Source organism: Pseudomonas sp. P4_C1 (assembly GCF_056402155.1).
In genome coordinates this window covers 1-23283 of record NZ_JBFUHY010000015.1, presented here as the reverse complement: position 1 = coordinate 23283, position 23283 = coordinate 1, and the positions used below count along the sequence as shown (strand labels likewise).

Below are 23283 nucleotides of genomic sequence, written 5' to 3'. Positions count from 1 at the left end.
GCCTGGCAGTAGACCGCGAAGCCTCTGAATACTCAGTCCAATGACTGTAGTAGAGGTTCCTGCTTTCGAGGTGCGTGGATCAGTTTTCGCGATTTTCCTGCAAACGCATCAGCTCGCGCCTGACCATACTGGCGTATGCCGCCGGTTGCAGTTGGTAAAGCTGTGACGCCACCCAATTCAGCCAGGCTCCTTGCAGAATGACCTTCTGCCCGAACAGCCGCCGCGCTTCGTCTTGAGCGCTGGCCAGGTTCTGTTCGTGGAAATCGGCGCGGGTCAGGGTCATCACTCGCTGGCCTTGAAGGTCACCAGTTCGCCCTTGCGCCATTTGGCCGCTTTGGCGGTCACGGCCTTGAGGGTCTTGGTCAGGCCTTCCTGCAACTGTTGATAGGCGGCAAACACCATCACCACGCTGTGACCTTCCTTGAACACTATCCCCTGACCGTCGGCCGTGGTCACGAAGGCGTAATCGCCAATCCCGTAAACCGTAAGCTTGATGTCGCGGAACTTGATGTCCAGCTTGCCGCCTTCACGACTGGGCAGCACGGACGCGCTGAAATGATCGCCGACCTTGAGTTTGAGTCCGGGCTTGTCGTCCACCACCAGGGCTGATTCGGTGTCGATTTCGGCAATGTAGATGCCTTCAGCGTTCTGTTCGGTGATGTAAACGAAACGTGACTGAAACTGCTTGACCAGCTTTGCGCGCAAATCACCCAGCACGAACAAAGCATGCATATCGAGATTACTTACTGCCAAGGAAACATCCCCACATCTGAAAATTGGTGCCGTGCGCGAGAAATAAACGCACAGCCAAAAAAGCGGCAATGCCGAAGGTGTCGCCAAAGAACCCGAATTGAAGTCCTGAATGAGCAGTGCGCTCACTCATCACGAAGCTTGAGAAGACTACTGGAACGTCACTCGCGTCGTCCTGCCTGGCGTTCGTCACAGGCTGAAGGAAAACACCCTTTCTGCTGCCAGAAAAGCATGGACTATCAACTTTGGGGAAAAATCTCATCAAGAAAAAATCTTTTCCTACATATCGTCCGCAAAAAATTGCTTTAGATAAACATCGATTCCCCGCCAGTGAGGGTGATTCTAGAGCAGCGATGCTCTTGGAGACTAGCCAAAACGACGTACATACGTCGATAAAACCATGAAAAGGACTTCATATGTGCACGCTGACTCACTTCGCTTATCCCTTGGTGCCTGACACGGAAACACCACCGATCTTGCACCCGATAGGGTTCCGCCCCCATGAACCGCTTCTCGATGCCCCGGCCCGCCCGCGATTTCAGGTGGTGATGGCAGGCATTGCCTTCTTTCATATCAAGGATATTTCGACAGGCTGCGTAAGAGGTTTCCGAGCGGATCATAATGAAGCCTGTGCCCTCGCCCGGTTTCTTGAATCACATTGTTGACATACCCGCCGCACTCATCCCATCGACGTTTCGTCTGCCCGCCGACTTATCTCAGCCGTCGACGGRCAACTACTGCCATACTGCCAGCCCAATAAAACGGATCCGCAAAAAATCGGGTTGCGTTGACAACAACAATGTATTTCCAGGGGAAGTCTGCAACGTGACGGAATTTGATATCGGCGAGTTTTTTATCCGGGGTGAAGCCAGAGAAATCGACGGTGAATTCCAGGCCGTGATTGTCATGCGCGCCAAACCACCGCTAAAGGCCGTGACCTATCACCAGGTCGAAAAGGATCGCTGGTTCAAAACCCCGGATATCGCCGCCGTTGCGGCCCAGGAATCGGCCAGGGAGTTGAAGGCCGCGGTCGATGCGGGTGCATTGAAAGCCTGATTGTCGGGTTGGCGGTGAGCCAAGACGCAGACTGGGCGCGGGTGGTCGACGACCTGAACCTGCGCATGCACCAGACGCACTGACCACCTCAATGCAGGCTGCCAGGTTTTTCGGCGTTCAATTGCGCCAACCAGGCAGCCTTGCATTCCTCCGCTTCATCGCGACTGGAGAACGCCGTGCCCCGGCGCTCGCCATTGAGCAACACGACCCAGCAGACCCTGCGCCCCATGGATCGCAAATTGGCGGGTACACCGCTGCCGATCATGACCGCGACATCAACTTTGCCTTGCATGCTGACCCCTCGAAATTCATTAGCAACCTAATTAGTAGGTATGTTAATCAGTTTTCCGACGAGGAAACAGCAAAACCCTGCACAGGTTCATTGCAGGATTCGTAACAATCGTCCTGCAGCCCGGGTTTTCTAACGCGGCTTTTCCGGTTTGTAGCCCAGGCGCAAACCACCCCAATGCCGGCCCTTGAGCATGATCGGCACCGAGAGATCGTGCATCAACTCGCCGGTGTCACGGGTATAGGTTTGCAGCAGCACGGCCTTCTGATGGCTGCCGCAGCGGATCCCGGTACGGTCAGCGAACTTGCGTTTGGTCCGGTTCTGCAAGGCATCGACCTGCGCATCGCCCGTCAACGGCTGGCTGAATGCCTTGTTATGGGTCGGCACATAACCCTGCTGGGTGCAGGCGATGGCAAACACCAATCCTTCGTGACGCGGTAACAACGGTTCCTGGATCGTTGGCAGAACCTGATCGGTGTAGCGGTCGAAACGCGTCTGGTACTTGGCCGGGCTGGTATTGGGAATAGTCTGGTAATTGCGGTCGAACAGATCGTCGAGACTGATTCGACCGGCATCGATATCCACCTCGAATCGCGCTGCAATCTGCCTCGCGCCTTCCCGCGCCAGGTCATAGACCCGCTGGTGATAGTCATCCAGCCCCACCTCGGCAAGACGCTCGCTGATGGTTTCGGCTTGCCCTTCCATTTGCACCGCCGCCTGGGCCAGGCGTTGAGTCTGCTGGTCGCTGACCGCCAGGTCGCTGCGCATCTGCTCGATGGCGTGGAACAGGCTGTCGAGTTGCTCACGGTTGGTGTCTGCCCCCTGGGCGATTTCCCCGACCTGGGACTCGACACTGGCCGCCAGACGGGCAATGTTCTCCAGATGCTGTCCCGTCCGTTCGACCTGCTCGACGCCGGTATCAAGGTCGCTGGATAGTTGACGGATCTGCTCCACCACCTGCGCGGTACGTTGCTGGATATCGGCCACCATTTCGCCCACTTCGCCCGTGGCAGTCGCCGTGCGTGCGGCGAGCCCGCGAACCTCGTCGGCCACCACCGCAAACCCGCGACCGTGCTCCCCCGCCCGCGCCGCTTCTATCGCTGCGTTCAACGCCAACAGGTTGGTCTGGCTGGCGATGGACTGAATCACCAGGGTCACGCGCTGGATATCATCGCTGCGCAGGCTCAAAGCTTCGATCAGTTCACGGCTGTTACTGGCGCGCTGGCTGAGCTGATGCATGCGCGCGATGGACTCGATCAGTTGCGTACGCCCCACCGCGCCACTTTGATGAGCCTCGCTGGCGGCACTCAGCGCCTGGCGACTGAGCGTCGAGGTGGCCTGTTCGGTGGTGATCATGACCTCGGCGTTGCTGACGATCTGTGCCGCCGCCGTGAGCTGCGATTGCAGTTTGTCCGCCAGTTGCCGAACCGAGAACGCCACACCGGCGGCTGACAGCGCGTTATGGCTGGTGGTGTAGGAAAGATCGCGAGTCAACTCGCCAATGGCATCGGGGTTGTCGGGGGAAGCCGCCTGCGGGATCGCGCGCGAACGCAGGCGAGGCAGCCAGACAATCAATACGGCCAGCGGCAGGCCAAGGTAGAGCGACCCGTCACCCAGCGTCATGCCACATAACAACAGCATCAGGGCGATGCTTTGCAGCGTCGGTGTCAGCCAGCGGTTTTTCGGCAACAGCACTGGTGCAGGCACTGCCGCAACCAGAGACCCGTCTCTCGTCATCATCGTTACCCCGGAAAGCTTCTAATTGTTGTCTTCGCATTAAACGCCACCATAAAGCCATTATCCATGAGCCTTTAGTCGTGAGCGTTGCAGCAGATCAATAGAACAACCGGGAAATCGAAGACGGCAGAAAACGAAGATCGCAGCCTGCAACAGCGCCCTGCATCAATTGCGCAGGGGCTGCCGCAGGCTGCGATCTTTTCAGGGCAGCCCGGATCAAAGGGGCTGCCTTGCAGAATCAGGCCTGACGCTGGTGCTTGTCGATTTGCTCGTGACGCTCTTGAGCTTCGATGCAGTACTTGGTGGTCGGGCTGATCAGCAGGCGCTTGAGGCCAATCGGCTCGCCGCTGTCGTCGCACCAGCCAAAGCTGTCTTCCTTGATGCGCTCAAGGGCTTGTTCCAACTGAGGCAGCATGCGCTGGTCGCGATCGATAGCGTTCACCAGCCAGGTGCGCTCTTCTTCGACCGAAGCCGCGTCTGCCGGATCGGCCGGGGTGTCCAGGCTTTCGATGGCGATGCGGTTCTGTTCGATGCGCTCATGGGTTTCGACTTTCATGTTCTGCAACAGCTCGGAGAAAAAAGCATGTTGCTCGGCATTCATGTAGTCATCCGCCGGCATGGCCAGCAACTTGTCCTTTGTCATTGATATCTCTATAAAAAAACGTGCATTAAGGCGAATAAGGGAGCGTTCCGGCAGACCTGGGCAGGCCATCGGAAAGGCGCCGTTTGTTCCAAGCGCCACCCGGCACTCAATTTACGAGGGGCGGCAGTCTACGGCCGACTTGAGGCCTCAGCAACTGAAAAGACAGCGAATTTGTCCGACAAAGCCCTGAAAATGCTCTACTGCAGGCTTTGAGGTGGTAATCGGAGTGCGTTTATAGCAAGAAATTCAGTCGAACGGCTGTATATAGAAGACAAACGGCTTGCGCCGGGCATTATTCACAGTCATTTGCAGGGCTGCGAACCTCAGCTAAGGTTGTCCCTACCGAAATGGCCATATAAAGGAAAGGACCATGAAGCTGATCGGTATGCTGGATTCGCCCTATGTCAGGCGCGCCGCCATTTCTGCCAAATGCCTGGGAATCACCCTGGAACATCAATCGGTCTCGGTGTTCCGCCACTTCGAACAATTCCAGCAGATCAATCCGGTGGTCAAGGCGCCCACACTGGTGCTGGATGACGGTGAGGTGTTGATGGATTCGACGCTGATCATCGACTACCTCGAAACCCTGGCCGGCAACAGCCTGTTGCCCGTCGAGCCTGGTCAGCGCTTGCGCGCGTTACGCCTGATCGGCCTGGCGCTGGCCGCCAGCGAAAAGTCCGTGCAGCTTTACTACGAGCGCAACTTGCGGCCCGAGGAAATTCAATTTGAACCCTGGGTGCAGCGGGTCGAAGGACAGCTGACGGCGGCCTATTCGGCGCTGGAGCGGGAGCTGGAAAAACAGCCGCTGAAAACTGATGGTTCGCTTGAGCAGGACGGCATTACCCTCGCCGTAGCCTGGAGCTTTACCAATCTGGTAGTGCCGGATCAGGTGAGTGCGGCGCAGTTTCCGCGGATTGCTGCGTTCACGGCGTATGCCGAAGGGCTTGAGGTGTTTATCAGTACGCCGATTGACTGACCGATTCATTTCGCCTGATCTGCCGCTATCGCGAGCAAGCTCGCTCCCACAGTAATTTTCGTCGTACGCGGATTTTGTGCTCGACATCAATCCATTGTGGGAGCGAGCTTGCTCGCGATGGCGTCGTGTCAGTCGACACATGAATTGCCTGTCAGCCCGCTATCGCGAGCCAGATGAAAGTTAATTTATTAAGTCGCGGGCAATTCTTGGCAAAATGTTCGCAACTTCGTAATGAACTGCTTATCAGGCCAGCCCTATGACCCGCATCTTGACCATCGAAGACGACGCCGTGACCGCCCGGGAAATTGTCGCTGAACTGAGTAGCCACGGCCTCGACGTCGACTGGGTCGACAATGGCCGCGAAGGGCTGGAGCGTGCGGTCAGCGGCAACTATGACCTGATCACACTCGACCGCATGTTGCCCGGGCTCGATGGCCTGGCGATTGTCACCACGCTGCGGACCATGGGCGTGGCCACGCCGATCCTGATGATCAGCGCGCTGTCCGATGTCGATGAACGCGTGCGCGGCTTGCGCGCCGGCGGCGACGACTACCTGACCAAACCCTTCGCCACCGATGAAATGGCCGCCCGGGTCGAAGTCCTGCTGCGCCGGCAGAACACTGTCACCGCCCAGGCCACCACGCTGCGGGTGGCGGATCTGGAGCTGAACCTGATCAGCCACGAAGCCAGCCGCGACGGTCAACTGCTGACGCTGTTGCCCACCGAGTACAAACTGCTGGAGTTCCTGATGCGCAATACCGGGCAAATCCTCTCGCGGATGATGATTTTCGAAGAAGTCTGGGGTTACCACTTCGACCCCGGTACCAACCTGATCGATGTCCACATCGGCCGTCTGCGCAAGAAGATCGACCCGCCTGGCAATGTCCCACTGATTCGGACCGTGCGAGGCTCGGGTTATGTCATTGCCGAACCCGTCTAAAGGCTGGCGCTCTTCCAGCAGCCGTTTGCTGGCGCTCTACAGTTCGCTGTTCGTGATCTGGAGCGGGATTCTCATGGGGGTCATGTACTACGAGGTTTCCGCTTACCTGGACAACCTGGCCAAGCATTCGCTGATGCAACGCCAGCACCTGTTTTCGCGCTTCTCCGGCGAGCAACTGGTGGACGCCCTCGCCGTCAGCATGACCTTCGATATCCGCGGCATCGACGCCTACGGCCTGTTCGATGCCCGGCAGCGTTACCTCAGCGGCGCCCTGCGCTACATTCCGGACGGCTTGCCGCTCGATGGCAAGATCCACATGCTGCGCGATTGCGATGCCTCCGACGACAGCAACGACCAGACGCTGCCCGCCGACAGTTGCGACGCCGTGGCGACCCGCACCCTCGACGGCCGCTGGCTGGTGCTGGTTCGCGACAACGGCTCGCTGTTCGCCGTCACCCGGATCATCCTTCACGCCCTGTTCTGGGGTGTGACCCTGACCATCGTGCCGGGCATCGTCGGCTGGTATTTGCTGCGGCGCCGGCCGTTGCGACGCATTCGCGGGATTCAGGCCAGCGCCGAAGCCATCGTCGCCGGCGACCTGAGCCGGCGTTTGCCACTGTCCAACCGGCGTGACGAACTGGACATGCTCGCCGCCATCGTCAATGCCATGCTCGAACGCATCGAGCGCTTGATGAACGAGGTCAAGGGCGTGTGCGACAACATCGCCCATGACCTGCGCACGCCCCTGACCCGTCTGCGCGCGCAGCTTTACCGCATGCAGCAGCAAGCCGGCGAAGGCTCGCCGCAGGCCATGCAACTGGACCTGGTGCTGGCCGAGGCCGACACGTTGATGGCGCGTTTCCGTGGCTTGCTGCGGATTTCCGAACTGGAAGATCGCCAGCGTCGCTCCGGTTTCGTGCAACTGGACCCGGTGTCGTTGTTGCAAGAGCTGCATGAGTTCTATCTGCCCCTGGCGGAAGACGACGGTCTGGTGTTCCAACTACACCTGCCCGCGTCATTGCCGCCCCTCAATGGCGACCGCGCACTGCTGTTCGAAGCCGTGGCGAACCTGTTGAGCAACTCGATCAAATTCACCCCGCCCGGTGGCGCGGTGATCTTGCGCGGGATCAATGCTGGCGGGCACACGCGGATCGAAGTGCTCGACTCCGGCCCGGGCATTCCCGAGGCGGAACGTGAAGCGGTGTTCCAGCGTTTCTACCGTGCCGAGGCGGGCAATCAAAAGAGCGGCTTCGGGCTGGGGCTGTCCATCGTCGCGGCGATTGTCAGCCTGCACGGGTTTACCCTGGAGGTGGGCAGCAGCGAACTGGGTGGCGCGCGGCTGGTGCTCGATTGTCGGGAGAGCTTGATTCCTCAAGCCTGAAATTGATCCCCTGTAGGAGCGAGCCTGCTCGCGATGGACGCAAGGTCGACGCGCTCATTCAGACAGTAAGCGTTTTCGTTGACGTCCATCGCGAGCAAGCTCGCTCCTACAAGGGATTGGTGGTGTTTATCAAGCCGGGTAATTGGCCCGCAACGCCTCAAGTCCACCCTGATAGATACCGGTAAACAACGCCTCCAYTTCCTCGTTGCTCACACCCACCGGCTCGAACCTCCCGGACCAGGTCACCCGCGCGCCCTCGCCTTGGGCTTGAACCTTGATCGTCGCCAGATAATCAGTCGCCGGAAAGGGTGCCTGCAAAATCGAGTAGCTGTAGGTTTGGCCGACGTTGTCGAACGCTTGCAGGCGTTCGATCACCACTGCGCCGTCCGCCGTTTGCAGGCTGCGCACGCGCCCGCCTTCGCTGAGCTCGCTCTTGGGAATGAACGGCAGCCAGTCCGGCAGCGAGTTGAAACCGCCAATCAATTGCCAGACCTGTTCGGCCGAAGCCGGGATGTCGATGAAGGCTGATGCTGTTGCCATGAAATGTTCTCTCTAATCAATAAGGTTCAGATGGCCAGGCTGTCGACGACACCGCCGTCGACCCGCAAGGCAGCACCGGTGGTGGCCGAGGATAACGGCGAAGCGATGTAGGCCACCAGATTGGCGACCTCCTCGACATCCGCCACGCGCTGGATGATCGACGTCGGCCGGGCCTTGCGCACGAACGCATCGGCTTCGTCCCGGGCGCTGCGTCCGGATTCGGCGATGGCGTCCTTGAGCATGTCTTCCAGGCCATCGGTAAAGGTCGGGCCGGGCAGGATCGCGTTGACCGTCACGCCGGTGCCGGCCAGGCGTTTGGCCAGGCCATGGGACACCGCCAGGTTGGCGCTTTTGGTCACGCCGTAGTTGATCATGTCCGCCGGTGTCGCCACGCCGGACTCCGAAGACAGAAAGATCACCCGGCCCCAGCCCTGCTTGACCATCTGCGGCGTGTAGTGCCGCGACAGACGCACGCCGGAGATCACGTTGACCTCGTAGAAGCGCGTCCACTCACTGTCCGGGGCGTCGAAGAAATCCACCGTGTTGAAGATCCCGAGGTTGTTCACCAGGATATCCGCCCGAGGTTCGGCGGCGAACAATCTTTCGGCGCCTTCGGCGGTACCGAGGTCGGCGGTCACACCGCGCAATTGCGCGCCGGGTACGCGTTGGCGAATGCTCGCCAACGCCTGTTCGACCTTGGCCGCGTCGCGGCCGATCACCACCACCGTGGCGCCGGCCTCGGCCAGTGCCTGACTGATGCCCAGGCCAATGCCGGCGGTGCTGCCGCTGACGATCGCGAGTTTTCCGCTCAAATCAATCTTCATTTTCAAGCTCCAATGAGGGGCAAGGGTGCGCGCTCGGAAACCAGCTTCGCCTCACGCATCGCCTGCCAGAACGCAGTGGGGATCACCGCCGCCACTGCCGGGTTCGCCAACGAAAATTGCAACGCCGCAGCCTTGATATCAACGCCGTGGGCCGCCACAATGCGTTTGATCTGCTCGACCTTGCTGAKGATCGCCGGGCTGGCCTTCTGGTATTCGAAGTGTGCGCCACCGGCCAGAATGCCCGAGCTGTACGGGCCGCCGACCACGATCTCGACGTTCTGCGCCAGGGCCGCGTCCATCAAGCGCTGCAAGGCGCGATCATGGTCGAGAAGAGTGTAGCGACCTGCCAGCAGAAAACCGTCCGGCTGCGCTTCGCTCAGATCAAGGGTCACCACGCCATTGTGGGCGGCGTGGCACCGGATCAATTTTCGGCCGCTGGTGGAGACATTCAGGAAGGTGCTGACGGAGCCTGAACCCACCACATAACACTGTGGGAGCGAGCTTGCTCGCGATGACGGCAGCACATCCAACATCCATGTGACTGACCCACCGCTATCGCGAGCAAGCTCGCTCCCACAGTTGATTGGTGCCGTACGCTGCATTTGTGCTTGCTGGAGATCCCGTGTGGGAGCGAGCTTGCTCGCGATGACGGCAGCACATCCAACGTCCATGTGACTGACCCACCGCTATCGCGAGCAGGCTCGCTCCCACAGTTGATTGGTGTCGTACGCAACATTTGTGCTCGCTGGAGATCCCGTGTGGGAGCGAGCTTGCTCGCGAAGACTGCGGAACAGTAAACATTGATGTTGCCTGACACGCCGCTTTCGCGAGCAAGCCCGCACACAGTTGATTGGTGTCGTACTCAGCATTTGTGCTCGCTGGAGATCCCGTGTGGGAGCGAGCTTGCTCGCAATGACGGCAGCACATCCAACGTCCATGTGACTGACCCACCGCTATCGCGAGCAGGCTCGCTCCCACAGTTGATTGGTGTCGTACGCAGCATTTGTGCTCGCTGGAGATCCCGTGTGGGAGCGAGCTTGCTCGCGATGGCGGCAGCACATCCAACATCCATGTGACTGACCCACCGCTATCGCGAGCAGGCTCCCACAGTTCATTGATGTCGTACGCAGCATTTGTGCTCGCTGGAGATCCCGTGTGGGAGCGAGCCTGCTCGCGATGGCGGCAGCACATCCAACATTCATGTGACTGACCCACCGCTATCGCGAGCAGGCTCGCTCCCACAGGTTGCGCGTCTTTCCTCAAGGTTTGATGCTTTACTGAAAAAGCCTGAAACCCACTGAGCCACCACCACGAACCGCAACGACCTGCGCCGCGTGGACATGAACTTGCTGGTGATTTTCGAAACCCTGATGTTCAAAAAGAACCTGACCCGCGCCGGGGAAAAGCTGTTCCTCGGCCAGCCTCCTGTCAGCGCGTCGCTGGCAAAGTTGCGCGATCTGACGACGGCAGCAGTCAGCTGCGGGCAGACGACGCACCGTTTGATATCAAGCTGTCCGAACTGTCGATGGTCTGGAACGGGGTCAACGATAACGATCCGGCAGAACGCTGGTTGCGCTCGAAAATTGCACAGCACATGGCGGCGCCACTATCGGGGCATTGATCGACTGCAGGACTAACGGCTCGGACTCGCGCAAATACACCGGCATGTCGGTCACCGGTGGCATGGCCGGAATCTCGAAGTACATCTGCACCACCCAGCCACGGTGATAGCTGGCGTGATTGACCACGTGCATCAGCATCGCGCCGGCGCTCATGGTGCCGCTTTCGCCCGAGACAAAGGTGAACTCCAGGGGCTTGTCCAGGGAGGCATCGGTTTGCCGGGCGCTCCAGTCGCAATACCAGCGATCGATCTCTTTTTGCGCCATGCGCAGTTCGGACAGATCGGCATGCAGCAGGTCGTGTGAGGTCTTGAAGCCATGCCCCCGGCCTTCGAGGTGCGCCTGCCAGATGCAATCGACCACGTAGACGTGATTGAGGGTGCCGATCATGTTTTTGAACACCGACACCCGTTCTTTTTTGACTTCCCCCGGAGGGAGCRCTGCGAGGCTGTCAAAGAGGCGCTGATTGGCCCAGCGTTTGTAATCGGCCAGCAGACAGGCAGTGCGTACGGTGATCATCAGAGTTCTCCGATGGCAGTAAGCGCATCCCTAGGGGGCGTTCTCAATTAGTTTCCCCACCGCGCCGGGTCTGCTGTTGTGCAGGGCAAGGCGCGAGAAGCGCAGTTTGGTCATTCCAAATCAGCTTCGAGCAACACAGCCCTGCACAACAGCAGGCCCGGCCCTTCGGGTTGTGCCTTAAAGCTGGCCATGCTGCGTTGCAGGCCTTGGAAAGGGAACAACCATTCCCCGCGGCCTACGCCTTGCCTGGCCAGCTTTAAGGCGACAACGCGGTGGGGAAACTAATTGAGAACGCCCCCTAGCATAGACCCAATGCCCACAAGGCAGTGCCAGCCCTGATCATCGGTCGTCCAGGCGTTTTACTACCTGTTCGGCGAGCGCCAGGCAACTGGTCAGCCCCGGTGATTCGATGCCGAACAGATTCACCAGTCCCGGCACCCCATGTTCGGCCCGACCGCTGATGAGAAAGTCGGCAGCCGGCTCGGTCGGCCCGCTGATTTTCGGGCGAATACCGCTGTAGGCCGGTTGCAGGCTGTCGTCCGGCAACCCCGGCCAATAGCGGCGGATCGCCTGATAGAACCCCTCGACCCTGTGGGGCTCGACGCGGTAATCGATGTGCTCGACCCATTCGACATCCGGCCCGAAGCGCGCCTGCCCGCCCAGGTCGAGCGTCATGTGCACACCCAGTCCCGCGCTCTCCGGGGCTGGATACACCAGGTGGCGAAACGGCGCCCGGCCGCTGAAACTGAAATAACTGCCCTTGCACAAATGCGCCCGGGGAATGAATTGCCCAGGCAGACCGACAATAGCGCGCGCCACCTCGGGCGCGGACAGCCCCGCGCAATTGATCAATTCGCGGCAGCACAGGGTCATGGGTTGAATGCCGCCCATGCGCAGCTCGAAGCCCTGCTCCATGCAACGGCCCGACAGCAGCGGTGTGCGCAAGGCCAGCGTCGCTGCGAACCGCTCGGCATCGCCCTGAAGCGCCAGCATCAGGGCGTGGGAGTCGACGATGCCGGTAGACGGCGACCACAGCGCCGCGATACAGGACAACGCCGGTTCAAGCGCCCGGGCCTGTGCGCCATCCAGCCATTGCAGGTCATCGACACCATTGACACGCCCCTGCTCCAACAGACGCTGCATAGCCGAGCGCTGTTGCTCATCGGTGGCCACGATCAGCTTGCCGACGCGCCGGTAATCAATACCGTGCTCATCGCAATAAGCGTAGAGACGCTGCTTGCCCTCCACGCACAACCGCGCCTTGAGGCTGCCACCCGGGTAATAGATACCGGCGTGAATCACTTGCGAGTTACGCGAGCTGATGCCCGTTCCGATGCCCTCACCCGCGTCAACCACCAGCACGTCGCGCCCGCTCATGGCCAAGGCCCTGGCCACTGCCAATCCGACGACGCCAGCCCCGATCACCACACTTTGAATATCGACGTTCAACGCCCCAGCCCTCTCACACCTGTTCCCGCTGCCGATAGTCGATCAGGCTGGAGAAAATCGCCAGCGACAAGGCCATGAAGTCCCCTGTCCATATGCACAATCGGCAGCGCCGGGGAACTCTCGGCGATTGCCATGCATCCTAAACTATGTGGTATTTCCCTTATGCTCCATGCTGTCGGAGGACACCATCATGCGCCGCATGTTTATCCTTTCTTCCCTGCTGCTTTGTTTGCCCGTCGGTTCCGCTCTGGCTAAAGTGGATGCCGAAGATGTCGCCACCTCGGCCGGGGTTTCCGCCTCGCTTTATTCGACGTTCAAAGACGACAAACTCATGATTCCCGCCCGGGATGACGCTTCCAGCTTCGTCGCCAGTGGCGGTGCGATTCGTGGTGCTTATCTGGAGGCGGTATTGAAAAAAGTCCGTCAGGACAATCCCGCCCTCAACAACGCAAGCGACGAAGAGCTGGCCCGCGCCATCCTCGTCCAGGAAGGCGTTGCCACCGATCACTGACGATCGTCATCGCCAGCGGTGGGGCTTGTGACACCGGGATAGCGTTTCCGGCCCTACCCGGCGTGCGTGCCAGTGGACAAGCGTGCCCACCCGGCCACGAGTTGCGCGTTGATACTCACCCCGCCGCACACCACGATCACCACGTCATTGGCGTCGGCAATCGCCGGGTGATCCAGGTAGGCAACCGCCAATGAAACCCCGCACGCCGGCTCGACCAGCTGACGCAAATCATTGGCGTAACGCACCACGCCCATGATCGCCTCATCATCACTGAGCACTACGCATTCATGGGAAAAATCGCCGATGTGCTTGACCGGCCAGGCGGCCACTTGGGCGGCGCCCAGGGACGTGGCGACGGTGTCGATTTTCGCCAATTTGACCGGGTACCCGGCCGCCACCGCCGCGGCGAACGACGCCGCGCCTTCGGTTTCGCAGGCCACGATGCGGCAATCGGTGTGCCGATGACGAATCAGTCCGGTGAGCAGCCCCGCCAGCAAGCCACCGCCGCCCACCGAGGTCACCAGCACATCCACTGGCGGGCAGTCTTCAAGGATTTCATCGACCATGGTGCTGTGCCCTTCCCACAACACCGGGTGGTCGAAAGCGGGCACGAATTCACTGCGTGGGTCCTGGGCGAGCTCCCGTGCCCGTAGATTGGCTTCGTCCCAGACCTTGCCGTGCACGATCACCTCGGCGCCGGTATTGCTGATCCGCGCCCGGGTGCTTTGCGGGGTGGTGTGCGGCACCACGATGCATGCCTTGAGTCCCAGGCATGCAGCGGCCATGGCCGTGGCCAGTCCCGCGTTACCGCCGGAGGGACAGACCACCTTGCGCTTGCCCTGCTGCGCCGCCCGACTGCACAGCAAGCCAATGCCGCGTATTTTGAACGAGCCGCCAGGTTGCAGGTTTTCCAGTTTCAGCCAGATACGGCGGGTCGGGGTCGACAGGCCAGGGTGCAGGATCAAAGGCGTGCGGATGTGAAGCATACAGGCTCCTGTTTCACGCCACCGGCTCGTCGAACTCGTGCGAGCCGGCGGTGAACGGTCCTCTCTCCCAAGCTTAGTTCACCCGGCCTCCGGGCGACCGTCTCAGCGGTCCGGCGCCGGTTGCGATCTTTTACCCATGGAAACTCGAAGGCCAAAGAACGATCAAAAGATCGCAGCCTACGGCAGCTCCTACGTAAGCCTGTTCGCGGAGGTACCATGAAAATCTCGGCCAAACTGGCATTTTTCGCCGTCGTCAGCACCCTCGCCTACCTCACGCTGGCGATCTGGGGACTGGGTGGTTTCGCGGCTTATTTCAGCCACGGTTCACTGGTCGTCGTTGCCCTGGCCACTCTGATCATGGCTGTCGCTTCTCTGTTCACCGAGGTCAACCTGAGTTCGGGGGAACGCGAAGACCGGGCCAACCGCTGGGTCATTCCGGCCTTTGGCGTGATCGGCTTACTGAGCGGCTTTCTGCCGGCTTATACCGACCGCATCGATTTCTGGACCTTTGGCGGTGAAGGCGTGCGCTGGCTCGGCGCACTGTTGTTCGTCGTCGGTGGCGCGCTGCGGTTGTGGCCGGTGTTTGTACTGGGCAAGCGCTTCAGCGGACTGGTGGCCATTCAGCCGGGACATCAACTGGTCACTGAGGGGATTTACCGCAACCTGCGCAACCCCAGTTATCTGGGGATGATGGTCATCGGCATGGGTTGGGCATTAGCCTTTCGCTCTGGTGTCGGACTGATTTTGGTGGCGCTGACGCTGATCCCGCTGATCGCGCGCATTCACTCGGAAGAAGCCTTGCTCCGGGCGCAGTTCGGCAGCGAATACGAGGCTTATTGCGCCCGCTCCTGGCGGCTGATCCCCGGGCTTTATTGAAAAAACGCAGGCCCCTGTGGGAGCGAGCTCGCTCCCACAGGGGGTGGAGTCGCTCATAAAGCCAGTAGTCGAAGCCGACCACCGGCATCCACCAGAACCCGGACCATTTCATAACCCGCCAACGTCCCATGCAACGTCTTGATCGGCTGCTCATGGGTCGCCGTCACGATCATCAAATCCGCCCCCGCCGCCTCGGCCGCCAGAATCCCCACCGTGGCGTCTTCAAAAACCAGGCACTGCCCAGGCTCGACACCCAGGCGCCGGGCCGCGAGGCGGTAACCGGCGGGGTCCGGCTTGCCGGCAGTCACATCCTCGGCGGTGATCATGACGGCAGGCACGGGAATCCCCGCCGCCGCCATCCGCCGCAACGCCAGTTCCCGCGGAGCGGAAGTGACGATGGCCCATTGGCTGGCAGGCAAAGACCGCAAGAATTTGCCCGCGCCAGCCACTTCGAATACCCCGTCGACATCTTCGATTTCCGCTTCGGTAATCCACGCGGCTTCGGCCTCGGCATCCACCCCGGGCAACCCCAGGCGCCTGATGGTGTCGACGGCGCGGGCACCGTGGATGGTCGGCAGGAATGTGTCGACATCGACGCCATGGCGCACCGCCCAGGTGGTCCAGACCCGCTCGGCGGCGGCGATGGATGTCAGGACCGTACCGTCCATGTCGAACAGAAAGGCACGGTAAGTCGAGTTGAATACGGAGTGATCGGACAAGAAAAAGAACCTCGCAAGTGCCGGACGGATTTACCCGGCAATGTAGCATCTGCGCACAGGTCAGTTGAGTCGTTTGGACTTGAAGGTCTGGCCCACGCAATCGAGCAGCCCGCCAATCATCCAGGGTTTCTTGATGAAGGAGACCTCATGCCGCACGCCTGCGCTTTCAGGGGTTTCGAAACCGGACATGATCATGATTGGCTTGTCCGGCCAGCGATCGCCGAACTGGTTAGCCAGGTCCGCGCCATTGAGCGTGCCGGGCATGGTGATGTCCGTCAGCAGCATGTGCACCTGCGGCGCATGTTGCTCCAGATACATCACTGCCGCGTCCGCACTGGTTTGCGGCTCGACGACAAAACCTTCTTCCTGAAGAATCTCACAGAGAAAATCCAGGATCAGCGGGTCGTCCTCAACCACCAGAATCAACCCGCCAGGAAGATCTCCACCCGCCGTCGGTACTCGACTCATGACCGTGCCGCCCCCTGATAGCCTCAATGATTTCGCGGGCTCTGACCCGCTACCTAAAAGGTATGAGCAGCGGACTCGGCGGAAATTCATTTTTGATGCAACCAGGTGACCTGGTATCAAGTGTGCTGATCAAGCTTGCGCAGCACGCTACCCCTGAAGCCCTGTGGAAAAACCTGTGGGAGCGAGCTTGCTCGCGATGGCGGCGGATCAGTCAACATAGATGTCGACTGTCATGCCCTCATCGCGAGCAAGCTCGCTCCCACAGGGTCTGCGGTGCTTGGACTTACTGCGACATTTCGCTTTTCTTCATCGCATCCTTGGACATTGCATCTTTTTTCATCGCGTCCTTGGACATGCTGTCTTTGGACATGGCGTCCTTGGACATGGAATCGGTCTTCTTCATCGCGTCTTTTTTCATCGCATCCTTGGACATCGCATCCTTGGACATGGCGTCCTTGGACATCGCATCCTTGCTCATGCTGTCGTTGCTCATCGTGTCAGCTGCGAACACAGAGGCAGCACCAACGGCCAGGCACATGGACAGAACAACAGTGGTCAACTTTTTCATGATGAATCTCCTTGGAGCACGGGTTTGCGGGCGGTGAATGTTTCGGGCGTTCATCAGCTGCCACCGAACCAGTTGTAGCCCTGGTCTTCCCAGTAGCCACCCGGATAGGTGTTAGTGACGAAAATCGCCTGGATGTGTTTGGGATTTTTGTAGCCGAGCTTGGTGGGCATGCGCAGCTTCATCGGGAAGCCATACTCGCGGGGCAGCACAGCGCCGTCGTAAGTCAGCGTCAACTGAGTCTGCGCATGCAGCGCGGTGGCCATGTCGATGCTGGTGTAGTAGTCGTCGGCGCATTTGAAACCGACGTATTTGGCATCGGTGTCAGCGCCGATGCGCTGGAGGAAGTCACTGAAGCGCACGCCGCCCCAACGCCCGATGGCGCTCCAGCCTTCGACGCAAATGTGCCGGGTGATCTGCTCGGTCTGGGCCATGGCGCGCAGCTCTTCGAGGCGCCAGCTACGTTTGTCGGCGACCAGGCCGGTGACTTCCAGGCGATAGCCCTCCTCCTCCACCACCGGCGCCTCGTCGATGCCGTAAAAGGCATTGAAGGGAAACGGCCGGGTGATCATCGACGCCGGATAGGTCGGCGCCATCGCATTGGGGTTGAACAGCCAGCCCTGTACCCGATCGTTGAAGCGCGACATGGACGACAACGCAGTCTCGACGCTTTCGTTGTCGGTGATGTTGCAGCCGGACAGCATGGCCACGCCGCCGAGGGTCAAACCACGCAGCAGAAACGAGCGGCGCGAGCGGTCTTCGATTTGCGGGGCGAGGATCTTGCGGGCGTCGCCGAGGATCGAAGCCTCGTCCAGCCCGGGGACCTGAATGCGCTTTTTCATACCTGCTCCTTGCGGCCGACGATCATGGCCAACAGCGTTTTCGGAACCAGCGCGACCATCAGCAGATGCACCGCCACGAAGGCCACCAACAGTGCCATGGCGAAAAAGTGCACACGGCGCGCGCCTTCATAACCGAACAGCAATTCACGCAACAGCGGGAACTGCACCGACTTCCACAACACCAGCCCGGAAAGCACCAGCAGAATGATGTCGACCATCACGAACAGGTACGCCACCCGTTGCACCTGGTTGTATTGGCTGAGGTCGGCGTGTCCGAGTTTTCCGCGCAAGGCGTCCCACAGGTCGTGCAGTACGCCTTTGGGCGAAACCGGAAAGAAGCGTCGCTTCAGGCGCCCGCTGAACAGATTGAAGGCCAGGTAGATCAGGCCGTTGATCGCCAGGAACCACATCGCCGCGAAATGCCATTGCAGCGCACCGCCTAGCCAGCCGCCGAGGGTGATCGACTTGGGAAAACTGAATTCGTAGATCGGCGAGGCGTTGTAGATGCGCCAGCCGCTGGTGACCATCACCAGCACCGCCAAGGCGTTGAGCCAATGGGTCAGCCGTAGCCAGCATGGATGAGTGGACTTGGGTGAAGCAGTGCTCTGCGACATGTCCGGCTCCCGGTTTGTTGTTGTTCGTTGGAGCCGAGTATGGGAGCGCGGAGATCGCCAAATCCTCACGTAAAGTTAAATTAATCGTGATAACTCGTTCCTGACGAGCACCGGAAAACCTGTGGGAGCGAGCTTGCTCGCGATGACGGCATTACATTCAACATCGAAGTTGACTGACCCACCGCTATCGTCGGAACGCCGCCCGGAGCAAGCTCGCTCCCACAGGGTTCTATGGTGGTCCGTCCAGTGCGCAACTATGGTTAAATGCCGCCCCCACAAATGACCGACCCGACCCGATGAACCCTGAAGCCCTCGCCACCCTCAACCAGCATCTGCTGACCGCCCTGGCGGCCGCCCCCGCCGAAACCCGCCGCCTGTTCCACGGCCGTGGCCGCTGCTGGCCAGGGCTGGAGCAAGTGACTGTGGACTGGTTGCAAGGCGTGGTGCTGGTGGCGCTGTTCAAGGAGCCGGAAGCGGCGCAGCTGGAAGACCTGAAGCAGGTGCTGATGGCGATCACCCAGTCTGAGCAGTGGGCAAAATCCGGTGCCCACACGCTGCTGTTGCAACACCGCTACCTGCTGCAAAGCACCACCGAATGGCTGCTCGGGGAGGTCATCGAGGAAATGACCATCACCGAAGGCGGGTTGAAGTACCGGGTGGACCTGGGCCGCAAGCAGAACACCGGGCTGTTCCTCGACATGCGCTACGGCCGCGATTGGGTCCGCGCCAATGCCGGGGGCAAACGGGTGCTGAACCTGTTCGCCTACACCTGCGGCTTCTCGGTGGCCGCTATCGAAGGCGGCGCGACGCATGTGGTCAACCTCGACATGTCGAGCCCGGCCTTGAACCGTGGCCGCGACAACCACCGGCTCAACGGCCACGACATGAGCAAGGTCAGCTTCCTCGGTCACGACCTGTTCAAATCCTGGGGCAAGGTGATTGGCAAGGGGCCGTACGACTTGGTGATCATCGACCCGCCGTCGTTCCAGAAAGGCAGTTTCCTGCTCACCAAGGATTACCAGCGTGTGCTGCGCCGGTTGCCGGAATTGCTCAGCCCTCAAGGCACCGTACTGGCCTGCATGAACGACCCGGCGTTTGGCGCCGATTTCCTGATTGATGGCGTGACTCGTGAGGCACCAAGCCTGCGGTTCGAGCAGCGGCTGGAGAACCCGCCGGAGTTTCCGGATGCGGATATTGAATGTGGGTTGAAGGCGTTGGTGTTTCGGCAGCGAGACTGATTCACTACTTTCGGATCTATACCGTAGATCCATGTGGGAGCGAGCTCGCTCCCACAGGTGTTCAACGCGGCTGCAACACCAACGCAAACAACTCGCCATGCCCGTTCACGTTGAGCTTGTGATAGAGGTTGCGCCGGTGCACTTTCACCGTCTCCGGGGAGATGCCCATTTGCTGGGCGATGGCCTTGCTGGAGAAGCCCTGGAGAATCCGCCGCGCTGTTTCGATCTCGCGCAGCGTCAGGCGTGCGTCGAAGCGATCGAGCAAGGTCGCCAGGTCGCCGGCCGGTGATTCAGCTGCCGGCCCTTCCGGCGGCAGCAAATCCAGGTGTCGGTGCATTGCTGCCAGCACCCAGTCACGCACGCACAGCAAGCGGCCCTGCTCCTCGAGGCTGAAGCGCGTCGAACGCCCGAGGGACAGGCCGAGCACGGCGCCGTCGACGTTGACCATGAACTGCAACTCGTCGCCACCGACCACGGTGCTGAAGTAACTCAGGTAGTACTCACTGTACTGGAACTGGTCGGGGGCCACCGATTCGAGGCTGTGCAAGCCGTCGGCGATGCCCGCGCAAGCGGCTTGGTAGAACGGGTCGAGCAGGTACATGCCGGCGCTGTAGTCCGCCAGTTCTTCATGCTCGTCAGGGCTGCCCTTGGCATCGAAATCGATCAGCAGGCGCGGCACATGCCCCGGGCGCATCAGCGCTACCAGCGCGTTGTCCAGCGGCACCAGCAAGCGCAGGGTATCGACCAACGCACGCCAGAAACCGTCCCGCCCCACCGCCGTGAAGACCCGCGCCAGCCCCTGGTGCACCGGCAACTCTTTCAACAACGCGTCCACGCACTACCCCTTTCGAGTAACCCATGATGGGAATGGGTGAAGGCCACCCCGGTCGATACGCTGCAAACTCCTGATTACCACCGGCCGCAACAGGCCAGGAGTGCCGCATCATGAGTCGTCACCGCTTGTATTTCAATCTGGGGTTTGGCGCCTGTCTGGCGGTTTCGCTGTCGGCTTTTGCGGTCGAGGCCCCGACGGTGCACGTGTACAACTGGTACGACTACATCGGCCCCACCACCTTGCAGGACTTCAAGCGTGACACCGGGATTGCGCCGGTCTACGACACCTTCGACAGCGCCGAAGTGCTGGAAGGCAAGTTGCTCACCAGCCGCAGCGGCTACGACGTGGTGGTGGCGAGCAATTTCAGTTTGCCCACGCTGATCAAGGCCGGTGCCCTGGCGCCATTGCCCCGGGCGCAGATGCCGGACTTCAAGAACATGGACGCCGACCTGCTGGCGAAACTCGCCAACAACGATCCGGGTAACCAGTACGCCGTGCCCTACCTGTGGGGCACCAACGGCATCGGCTACAACATCGACAAAGTCCGCGCAGCGCTGGGTGACAAGGCGCCGGTGGATTCCTGGGATCTGGTGTTCAAGGAGGAGAACCTGGCCAAACTCGGCCAATGCGGCGTGGCCATGCTCGACTCGCCGTCGGAGATGCTGCCGGTTGCCCTGCACTACCTCGGCCTGCCACCCAACAGCACCAACCCCGAGGACTACAAGAAGGCCGAAGCGCTGCTACTCAAACTGCGCCCGCACATCGCCTACTTCAACTCGTCGAAGTTCATCAGCGACCTGTCCAACGGCAATATCTGCGTGGCGGTGGGCTGGTCCGGCGCGATGCTCGAAGCCAAGAACACCGCCGAGCAGGCCGGCAACGGCGTGAAGATCGCCTACAGCTTGCCCAAGGAAGGCGCGCCGGTGTGGTTCGATACGCTGGTACTGCTCAAGGATGCACCGCACCCGGAACAAGGGATGGCCTTCATCGACTACCTGATGCGCCCTGAGGTCATCGCCCCGGTCAGTGACCACCTCAACTACCCCAACGGCAACCGCAGCGCCACCACGCTGGTGGCCGAAGCGACCCGCAGCAACCCGGCCGTCTATCCGCCTGCCGAAGCCATGGCCACCTTGTTCACCCTACAGCCCCTGCCGCCGGTCACCGAGCGCGTGCGCACGCGGATCTGGAGCAAGGTCAAAAACGGTCAGTGACGAGGACATCACAAAACCCTGTGGGAGCGAGCTTGCTCCCACAGGGTCCGTGGTGCCCAACAAATATTCTTTTTTCTGCCACGAATCGAAGATGAGAAAACCCATGAAACCACGTGCCCGCGACCTGAACATCCAGTTCGGCCAACTGCAGCCCGGCCCGCTCAACGCCATCACTGACGTCCCCGGCGTTCGGGTCGGCCACAGCAATGTACGAGGACGCACTGCCACCGGCCGCGACATCCTCACCGGCGTCACCGTCATCGAACCGCGTGCCGGTTCCACCAGCCAGCAGCCGTGCTTTGCCGGCGTGCATGTGCTCAACGGCAACGGCGATGCCACGGGGCTGGAGTGGATTCGCGAAGCGGGCTTGCTGACCAGCCCCATCGCCTTCACCAACACCCACAGCCTGGGCGTGGTGCGCGATGCGCTGATCGTGCTCGACCGCGAGCAGCAACCAGATGACGGGCGCCTCTACTGGAACATGCCGGTGGTGCTGGAAACCTTCGACGGCCTGCTCAACGACATCAACGGCTTTCACGTGAAGCCTGAACACGTGGCCCAGGCCGTGCGTTCGGCGGCGGGCGGTCCAGTGACCGAAGGTAATGTCGGCGGTGGCAGCGGCATGATCTGCCACGAATTCAAGGGCGGCATCGGCACCGCGTCGCGACGCTTGAACAGCGCCCAGGGTGGCTGGACGGTCGGCGCGATTGTCCAGGCCAACCATGGCATTCGCAATGAACTGCGCGTTGACGGGTATCCGGTCGGGCGCTACATGGAACAGGTCGATTCGCCGTTCCTCAAGGCCTCTCTGCCCCATCCGGGCATGGGTTCGATCGTGGTCTGCCTGGCCACCGATGCGCCGTTGCTGCCGCACCAGTGCACCCGCCTGGCCCAGCGCGCCAGCCTCGGCCTGGCCCGCACCGGCGGCGGCAATGAAGACCACAGCGGCGACATCTTCATCGCCTTCGCCACCGGCAATGAACACGTGCCGCCGGCCGCATATGAGAGCAAGAAAGCACCGACCACCGACAACCTGAGCATGGTCAACAACGATCACATCAGCGAGCTGTTCCTGGCGGCCACCGAAGCCGTGGAAGAAGCCATCATCAATGCCTTGCTCGCCGCCGACACCGCCGAAGGCAACGGGCATGCGGTACGGGGGCTGGATGTTGAAACCTTGCTCAAGGCGTTGCGTCGCGCCGGCTGGCCTGGGGATGCGACTAGCGGTACTTGAGTGCAACACTCGGTCTTTTTAGGATGAACTTGCGCAGCCGCTTGCTTGCTCAAGCCGCTGCGTAGGTGGTGAGTGAACTGAACCCCTACCAAGCTCACTGCCTGCTTCACGCGCATCTTGAGCCTCACGGCTCCACTTCCTCCCCATCAAGAGCTTTGAGGCTCTTTTTTTGCCTCTGAAAACCCACACAAATCACTGTAGGAGCGAGCCTGAACTGGTCAACTAATTTTGGACACCAGTTACGGTTTTCATGCCGCCAGTTTTTCCATAGCTACCGGTGAACGATAGCCGTTGTAGCTATGGAGCCTGACGTTGTTGTAACGCATCACGTAGCGTTGCACGTCTATGCGGGCTTCATGCTCAGAGTTGTAGCCATCTTCTGGCACCCACTCTGATTTAAGGCTCCCAAAGAAACGCTCCATCGGGGCGTTATCCCAGCACTCACCTTTGCGACTCAT

General features: G+C 60.5%; 27 protein-coding genes and 3 pseudogenes. 12 read left to right on the top strand and 18 right to left on the bottom strand.

Annotation, left to right across the window (positions count from 1 at the left end; genetic code table 11):
- Positions 1 to 79: 79 nt before the first annotated feature.
- Together AC1DU9_RS12285 and AC1DU9_RS12280 are read right to left on the bottom strand one after the other, a co-directional pair.
- Complete coding sequence (locus AC1DU9_RS12285) at positions 80 to 283, bottom strand: hypothetical protein (protein WP_223463527.1); 204 nt, start codon at positions 281 to 283, stop codon at positions 80 to 82.
- Complete coding sequence (locus tag AC1DU9_RS12280; RefSeq protein ID WP_223463526.1) at positions 283 to 753, bottom strand: hypothetical protein; 471 nt, start codon at positions 751 to 753, stop codon at positions 283 to 285. Before AC1DU9_RS12280 ends, AC1DU9_RS12285 begins: the two co-directional genes overlap by 1 nt.
- A gap of 413 nt (positions 754 to 1166) precedes the next feature.
- Here AC1DU9_RS12280 and AC1DU9_RS12275 point away from each other — a divergent pair, with 413 nt between their 5' ends.
- Positions 1167 to 1415: a hypothetical protein gene (locus tag AC1DU9_RS12275; RefSeq protein ID WP_223463525.1), complete on the top strand. Its 249-nt coding sequence runs from the start codon at positions 1167 to 1169 to the stop codon at positions 1413 to 1415.
- A 160-nt stretch (positions 1416 to 1575) separates the two neighbouring features.
- Complete coding sequence (locus tag AC1DU9_RS12270) at positions 1576 to 1806, top strand: hypothetical protein (RefSeq protein ID WP_477810205.1); 231 nt, start codon at positions 1576 to 1578, stop codon at positions 1804 to 1806.
- 88 nt (positions 1807 to 1894) lie between these two features.
- Here the strand turns inward: AC1DU9_RS12270 and AC1DU9_RS12265 are convergent, their stop codons facing one another.
- From AC1DU9_RS12265 to AC1DU9_RS12255, 3 genes are all read right to left on the bottom strand, one after another.
- The gene (locus AC1DU9_RS12265) at positions 1895 to 2098 is read right to left on the bottom strand and encodes a hypothetical protein (RefSeq protein WP_223463524.1); all 204 of its coding nucleotides are present in this window, start codon (positions 2096 to 2098) and stop codon (positions 1895 to 1897) included.
- Positions 2099 to 2227: 129 nt separating this feature from the next.
- The gene (locus AC1DU9_RS12260) at positions 2228 to 3451 is read right to left on the bottom strand and encodes a methyl-accepting chemotaxis protein (RefSeq protein WP_477810230.1); all 1224 of its coding nucleotides are present in this window, start codon (positions 3449 to 3451) and stop codon (positions 2228 to 2230) included.
- A 619-nt stretch (positions 3452 to 4070) separates the two neighbouring features.
- Entirely contained in the window at positions 4071 to 4475 is a 405-nt protein-coding gene (locus AC1DU9_RS12255; protein WP_007935965.1) for a TraR/DksA family transcriptional regulator, read from the bottom strand.
- A 370-nt stretch (positions 4476 to 4845) separates the two neighbouring features.
- On the opposite strand from AC1DU9_RS12255, the gene AC1DU9_RS12250 reads away from it, so the two are divergent.
- From AC1DU9_RS12250 to AC1DU9_RS12240, 3 genes are all read left to right on the top strand, one after another.
- Positions 4846 to 5451, top strand: a complete 606-nt coding sequence (locus AC1DU9_RS12250; protein WP_223463523.1) for a glutathione S-transferase — start codon at positions 4846 to 4848, stop codon at positions 5449 to 5451.
- A 256-nt stretch (positions 5452 to 5707) separates the two neighbouring features.
- Positions 5708 to 6391 (top strand): response regulator transcription factor, encoded by a 684-nt coding sequence (locus AC1DU9_RS12245; protein WP_008020526.1) that lies wholly within the window; start codon positions 5708 to 5710, stop codon positions 6389 to 6391.
- Positions 6369 to 7772 carry a sensor histidine kinase gene (locus AC1DU9_RS12240; protein ID WP_223463522.1) on the top strand — a complete coding sequence of 468 codons (1404 nt, stop codon included), beginning with the start codon at positions 6369 to 6371 and terminating at the stop codon, positions 7770 to 7772. Before AC1DU9_RS12245 ends, AC1DU9_RS12240 begins: the two co-directional genes overlap by 23 nt.
- Before the next feature lie 129 nt (positions 7773 to 7901).
- Here the strand turns inward: AC1DU9_RS12240 and AC1DU9_RS12235 are convergent, their stop codons facing one another.
- The 3 genes and pseudogenes from AC1DU9_RS12235 to AC1DU9_RS12225 all read right to left on the bottom strand — a co-directional run.
- Complete coding sequence (locus AC1DU9_RS12235) at positions 7902 to 8312, bottom strand: SRPBCC family protein (RefSeq protein ID WP_477810204.1); 411 nt, start codon at positions 8310 to 8312, stop codon at positions 7902 to 7904.
- A 26-nt stretch (positions 8313 to 8338) separates the two neighbouring features.
- The gene (locus AC1DU9_RS12230; protein ID WP_223463520.1) at positions 8339 to 9136 is read right to left on the bottom strand and encodes an SDR family NAD(P)-dependent oxidoreductase; all 798 of its coding nucleotides are present in this window, start codon (positions 9134 to 9136) and stop codon (positions 8339 to 8341) included.
- Between the two features lie 2 nt (positions 9137 to 9138).
- Positions 9139 to 9528, bottom strand: a pseudogene (locus AC1DU9_RS12225) (aldo/keto reductase); the annotation flags it as partial.
- On the opposite strand from AC1DU9_RS12225, the pseudogene AC1DU9_RS12220 reads away from it, so the two are divergent.
- Positions 9527 to 9622 (top strand): annotated as a pseudogene (locus AC1DU9_RS12220) (LysR family transcriptional regulator); the annotation flags it as partial. The pseudogenes AC1DU9_RS12225 and AC1DU9_RS12220 overlap by 2 nt on opposite strands.
- Positions 9623 to 10476: 854 nt before the next feature.
- Positions 10477 to 10596 (top strand): annotated as a pseudogene (locus tag AC1DU9_RS12215) (LysR family transcriptional regulator); the annotation flags it as partial.
- An 81-nt stretch (positions 10597 to 10677) separates the two neighbouring features.
- Here AC1DU9_RS12215 and AC1DU9_RS12210 read toward each other — a convergent pair.
- Both AC1DU9_RS12210 and AC1DU9_RS12205 read right to left on the bottom strand, forming a co-directional pair.
- Positions 10678 to 11274 carry a DinB family protein gene (locus tag AC1DU9_RS12210; protein ID WP_477810203.1) on the bottom strand — a complete coding sequence of 199 codons (597 nt, stop codon included), beginning with the start codon at positions 11272 to 11274 and terminating at the stop codon, positions 10678 to 10680.
- Positions 11275 to 11613: 339 nt separating this feature from the next.
- Positions 11614 to 12723 (bottom strand): NAD(P)/FAD-dependent oxidoreductase, encoded by a 1110-nt coding sequence (locus AC1DU9_RS12205; RefSeq protein WP_477810202.1) that lies wholly within the window; start codon positions 12721 to 12723, stop codon positions 11614 to 11616.
- A gap of 190 nt (positions 12724 to 12913) precedes the next feature.
- On the opposite strand from AC1DU9_RS12205, the gene AC1DU9_RS12200 reads away from it, so the two are divergent.
- On the top strand, positions 12914 to 13234 hold the full coding sequence (locus AC1DU9_RS12200; RefSeq protein WP_223463518.1) for a DUF2388 domain-containing protein: 321 nt from the start codon (positions 12914 to 12916) through the stop codon (positions 13232 to 13234).
- A gap of 53 nt (positions 13235 to 13287) precedes the next feature.
- On the opposite strand, the gene AC1DU9_RS12195 is transcribed toward AC1DU9_RS12200, so the two are convergent.
- Positions 13288 to 14220 (bottom strand): pyridoxal-phosphate dependent enzyme, encoded by a 933-nt coding sequence (locus tag AC1DU9_RS12195; RefSeq protein WP_477810201.1) that lies wholly within the window; start codon positions 14218 to 14220, stop codon positions 13288 to 13290.
- 216 nt (positions 14221 to 14436) lie between these two features.
- On the opposite strand from AC1DU9_RS12195, the gene AC1DU9_RS12190 reads away from it, so the two are divergent.
- Positions 14437 to 15096 carry a methyltransferase family protein gene (locus tag AC1DU9_RS12190; protein ID WP_223463516.1) on the top strand — a complete coding sequence of 220 codons (660 nt, stop codon included), beginning with the start codon at positions 14437 to 14439 and terminating at the stop codon, positions 15094 to 15096.
- A gap of 53 nt (positions 15097 to 15149) precedes the next feature.
- Here AC1DU9_RS12190 and AC1DU9_RS12185 read toward each other — a convergent pair whose 3' ends face one another.
- The 5 genes from AC1DU9_RS12185 to AC1DU9_RS12165 form a co-directional block, all read right to left on the bottom strand.
- Positions 15150 to 15815 carry an HAD-IA family hydrolase gene (locus tag AC1DU9_RS12185; protein WP_223463515.1) on the bottom strand — a complete coding sequence of 222 codons (666 nt, stop codon included), beginning with the start codon at positions 15813 to 15815 and terminating at the stop codon, positions 15150 to 15152.
- Between the two features lie 60 nt (positions 15816 to 15875).
- A complete protein-coding gene (locus tag AC1DU9_RS12180; protein ID WP_223463514.1) occupies positions 15876 to 16283 on the bottom strand; it encodes a response regulator in 408 nt (135 codons plus the stop codon).
- A gap of 283 nt (positions 16284 to 16566) precedes the next feature.
- Positions 16567 to 16851, bottom strand: a complete 285-nt coding sequence (locus AC1DU9_RS12175) for a pentapeptide MXKDX repeat protein (RefSeq protein WP_223463513.1) — start codon at positions 16849 to 16851, stop codon at positions 16567 to 16569.
- A 53-nt stretch (positions 16852 to 16904) separates the two neighbouring features.
- Positions 16905 to 17690, bottom strand: coding sequence for a molybdopterin-dependent oxidoreductase (locus AC1DU9_RS12170; protein WP_223463512.1), 786 nt, complete (start codon positions 17688 to 17690; stop codon positions 16905 to 16907).
- Positions 17687 to 18304, bottom strand: coding sequence for a cytochrome b/b6 domain-containing protein (locus tag AC1DU9_RS12165; protein ID WP_223463511.1), 618 nt, complete (start codon positions 18302 to 18304; stop codon positions 17687 to 17689). Before AC1DU9_RS12165 ends, AC1DU9_RS12170 begins: the two co-directional genes overlap by 4 nt.
- A gap of 296 nt (positions 18305 to 18600) precedes the next feature.
- On the opposite strand from AC1DU9_RS12165, the gene AC1DU9_RS12160 reads away from it, so the two are divergent.
- Positions 18601 to 19542 (top strand): class I SAM-dependent methyltransferase, encoded by a 942-nt coding sequence (locus AC1DU9_RS12160; RefSeq protein ID WP_223463510.1) that lies wholly within the window; start codon positions 18601 to 18603, stop codon positions 19540 to 19542.
- Positions 19543 to 19603: 61 nt separating this feature from the next.
- Here AC1DU9_RS12160 and AC1DU9_RS12155 read toward each other — a convergent pair whose 3' ends face one another.
- On the bottom strand, positions 19604 to 20377 hold the full coding sequence (locus AC1DU9_RS12155) for a helix-turn-helix transcriptional regulator (protein ID WP_223463509.1): 774 nt from the start codon (positions 20375 to 20377) through the stop codon (positions 19604 to 19606).
- Positions 20378 to 20487: 110 nt separating this feature from the next.
- Here AC1DU9_RS12155 and AC1DU9_RS12150 point away from each other — a divergent pair, with 110 nt between their 5' ends.
- Together AC1DU9_RS12150 and AC1DU9_RS12145 are read left to right on the top strand one after the other, a co-directional pair.
- A complete protein-coding gene (locus AC1DU9_RS12150) occupies positions 20488 to 21591 on the top strand; it encodes an extracellular solute-binding protein (protein WP_223463508.1) in 1104 nt (367 codons plus the stop codon).
- A gap of 103 nt (positions 21592 to 21694) precedes the next feature.
- Positions 21695 to 22825, top strand: a complete 1131-nt coding sequence (locus tag AC1DU9_RS12145; RefSeq protein ID WP_223463507.1) for a DmpA family aminopeptidase — start codon at positions 21695 to 21697, stop codon at positions 22823 to 22825.
- Positions 22826 to 23073: 248 nt separating this feature from the next.
- Here AC1DU9_RS12145 and AC1DU9_RS12140 read toward each other — a convergent pair.
- Positions 23074 to 23283, bottom strand: a 210-nt coding sequence (locus tag AC1DU9_RS12140; protein ID WP_477810200.1) for an integrase core domain-containing protein, incomplete at its 5' end; no start/stop codon positions are given.

Bases quoted from the DNA above. Each gene is read 5' to 3' on its own strand.
- AC1DU9_RS12145 (WP_223463507.1), top strand. From the start codon at position 21,695: ATGAAACCACGTGCCCGCGACCTGAACATCCAGTTCGGCCAACTGCAG.
- AC1DU9_RS12165 (WP_223463511.1), bottom strand. From the start codon at position 18,304: ATGTCGCAGAGCACTGCTTCACCCAAGTCCACTCATCCATGCTGGCTA.
- AC1DU9_RS12255 (WP_007935965.1), bottom strand. From the start codon at position 4,475: ATGACAAAGGACAAGTTGCTGGCCATGCCGGCGGATGACTACATGAAT.
- AC1DU9_RS12240 (WP_223463522.1), top strand. From the start codon at position 6,369: ATGTCATTGCCGAACCCGTCTAAAGGCTGGCGCTCTTCCAGCAGCCGT.
- AC1DU9_RS12175 (WP_223463513.1), bottom strand. From the start codon at position 16,851: ATGAAAAAGTTGACCACTGTTGTTCTGTCCATGTGCCTGGCCGTTGGT.
- AC1DU9_RS12245 (WP_008020526.1), top strand. From the start codon at position 5,708: ATGACCCGCATCTTGACCATCGAAGACGACGCCGTGACCGCCCGGGAA.
- AC1DU9_RS12195 (WP_477810201.1), bottom strand. From the start codon at position 14,220: ATGCTTCACATCCGCACGCCTTTGATCCTGCACCCTGGCCTGTCGACC.
- AC1DU9_RS12230 (WP_223463520.1), bottom strand. From the start codon at position 9,136: ATGAAGATTGATTTGAGCGGAAAACTCGCGATCGTCAGCGGCAGCACC.
- AC1DU9_RS12260 (WP_477810230.1), bottom strand. From the start codon at position 3,451: ATGATCACCACCGAACAGGCCACCTCGACGCTCAGTCGCCAGGCGCTG.
- AC1DU9_RS12200 (WP_223463518.1), top strand. From the start codon at position 12,914: ATGCGCCGCATGTTTATCCTTTCTTCCCTGCTGCTTTGTTTGCCCGTC.
- AC1DU9_RS12265 (WP_223463524.1), bottom strand. From the start codon at position 2,098: ATGCAAGGCAAAGTTGATGTCGCGGTCATGATCGGCAGCGGTGTACCC.
- AC1DU9_RS12170 (WP_223463512.1), bottom strand. From the start codon at position 17,690: ATGAAAAAGCGCATTCAGGTCCCCGGGCTGGACGAGGCTTCGATCCTC.
- AC1DU9_RS12275 (WP_223463525.1), top strand. From the start codon at position 1,167: ATGTGCACGCTGACTCACTTCGCTTATCCCTTGGTGCCTGACACGGAA.
- AC1DU9_RS12190 (WP_223463516.1), top strand. From the start codon at position 14,437: ATGAAAATCTCGGCCAAACTGGCATTTTTCGCCGTCGTCAGCACCCTC.
- AC1DU9_RS12285 (WP_223463527.1), bottom strand. From the start codon at position 283: ATGACCCTGACCCGCGCCGATTTCCACGAACAGAACCTGGCCAGCGCT.
- AC1DU9_RS12250 (WP_223463523.1), top strand. From the start codon at position 4,846: ATGAAGCTGATCGGTATGCTGGATTCGCCCTATGTCAGGCGCGCCGCC.
- AC1DU9_RS12180 (WP_223463514.1), bottom strand. From the start codon at position 16,283: ATGAGTCGAGTACCGACGGCGGGTGGAGATCTTCCTGGCGGGTTGATT.
- AC1DU9_RS12160 (WP_223463510.1), top strand. From the start codon at position 18,601: ATGAACCCTGAAGCCCTCGCCACCCTCAACCAGCATCTGCTGACCGCC.
- AC1DU9_RS12150 (WP_223463508.1), top strand. From the start codon at position 20,488: ATGAGTCGTCACCGCTTGTATTTCAATCTGGGGTTTGGCGCCTGTCTG.